The sequence below is a fragment of the Bacteroides sp. MSSM.1001136sp1_RTP21357st2_D2_RTP21359_211015 genome (assembly GCF_040913205.1).
In the GTDB taxonomy this organism is placed as follows: domain Bacteria; phylum Bacteroidota; class Bacteroidia; order Bacteroidales; family Bacteroidaceae; genus Bacteroides; species Bacteroides ovatus.
The window spans coordinates 1-1,618 of record NZ_JBDFVF010000076.1 but is presented as its reverse complement, the minus strand read 5'-3'; the positions used below and the strand labels follow the sequence as shown (position 1 = coordinate 1,618).

General features: G+C 42.1%; 3 protein-coding genes. 1 reads left to right on the top strand and 2 read right to left on the bottom strand.

Translation table 11 applies throughout. The features are described 5' to 3' along the window. Positions 1-87: 87 nt before the first annotated feature. A complete protein-coding gene (locus AB5217_RS24785; protein WP_263631045.1) occupies positions 88-213 on the top strand; it encodes a hypothetical protein in 126 nt (41 codons plus the stop codon). 28 nt (positions 214-241) lie between these two features. Here AB5217_RS24785 and AB5217_RS24780 read toward each other — a convergent pair. Together AB5217_RS24780 and AB5217_RS24775 are read right to left on the bottom strand one after the other, a co-directional pair. Then, positions 242-1,398, bottom strand: a protein-coding gene (locus AB5217_RS24780; protein ID WP_101883037.1) for an IS3 family transposase whose coding sequence is annotated in 2 segments (ribosomal slippage) — positions 242-1,149 and positions 1,149-1,398 — 1,158 coding nt in all. Because the reading frame shifts where the segments join, the coding sequence is not laid out codon by codon here. 28 nt (positions 1,399-1,426) lie between these two features. Then, positions 1,427-1,618: hypothetical protein (locus AB5217_RS24775; RefSeq protein WP_368117397.1), on the bottom strand; the 192-nt coding region annotated here is incomplete at its 5' end.

The following is a 1,618-nucleotide window of genomic DNA, read 5'->3' as shown; positions in this document are numbered from 1 at the left end:
TCTTCTTTTCTCGGTAAGATGATTATATCTTATTAGCCACTTCTGTTACAACTTTATTTGTTGTGGTCAAGCATTTTTGTAACACTTATGGCTAATAAAATCGGTGGATTGCAGTTTGGAATCTATCGGAACTGTCAGATTTCATCAAGGGTGTTTCACACCGCTGTCGCAGCTTTGCCCTTGACAAAAGCTAACCGTTCCGATTTTGAGTAATCAAGCAATCTGCTCGGGCAGCCCTTTTTTATCCTGCGATTCGTGCCTGATATGGCGTACGGTAACCGTTGGAGCTATGCGGGCGTACATGATTGTAGTGGACATAGGAAAATTCCTCCACTGCTTGGTAGAGTTCTTCCTCTGTTTTGAACTCATACAGATTTGTGCATTCATTCTTCAGTGTATTGAAGTAACGCTCCATCGGTGCATTGTCATAGGGATAACCTGCTTTGCTCATACTCTGCGTCACATTCACTGACTTGCAAAAATCAGTAAATGCCTTAGATGTATACTGTGAGCCCTGATCGGAATGCAGGATCAATTCTCCTTTGATAGCTGGCTGAGAATCCAATGCTTTCTGTAGAGTGCGGATGGCAAGATCACTGGTGATGTGCCGATCCGTTATGCTGGCAATGACACTTCTATCATGAAGATCAATAATACTGCAATTGTATCTCACATCATGGTTCTTCAAAAATAAGTATGTGAAATCTGTGCACCATTTTTGATTGATTTTATCCGACATAAAATTCTGCTGAAGTTTGTTTTCAAACACCTTGTGTGGTTTTCCCTGTTCATAATCTGTTTTTTGGGGACGAACGATGGATCTCAGTCCCAACTCCGCATTCATGTACTTATGTATGGTTGCAGGGCTGTAGTGATATCCCTTACGTGCCAGATAGACTGTCATGCTCCTGTAACCATCGACACCATTGTGTTCATGATAGATTTCATGAATCTGTGCCTGGACTTCTGCTTTATGGGCGTGATAATCCGCCTTCCGGTGTTTCCGGTAGTTATAGTAAGCGTTCGGATAAATTTTCAGCCGTCTAAGCAGCCAGCGGATACCGAATGTCTCATGATATTGGTCAATAAATCGATAAGCCTCTAATCGATTTCCTTTGCGAAGAATGCCGCTGCTTTTTTTAAGAAGAGATTCTCCTTTTTTGCTTCTTCCAATTCCTTACGGAGACGGAGGTTTTCTTTCATAAGTTCCAGATCATTAGGAGCATCTGGATTCTGCTGGGCTTTTGTATGGCATTCTTCGCTAAATTCAGCACACCATTTGGAGATACTGGCTTTTGATACACCATACTCTGCAGTGATGCTTTTGTAAGTACGTCCCTCTTCGATATGAAGGCGAACGATTTTCTTTTTAAATTCAGGTGTGTAACTTTGTGACATAATACTTCCTCTTTTCTCTGTAAGATGATTATATCTTATTAGCCACTTCTGTTACAACTTTATTATAGCACTTCACCTCATATACCGGCTGGTACAGTCCGTCGTTTTCCTGGACAGAAGCAAATACTTCTCCGGTCTTTGTGATGGTAAGCTGGCTTTTCTGCGGCATATTGTACTGAGTGACCGTCACAACCGCCTCGCTGCCGTCAATGGTAAACGG

Bases quoted from the DNA above. Each gene is read 5' to 3' on its own strand.
- AB5217_RS24785 (WP_263631045.1), top strand. From the start codon at position 88: ATGGCTAATAAAATCGGTGGATTGCAGTTTGGAATCTATCGGAACTGT.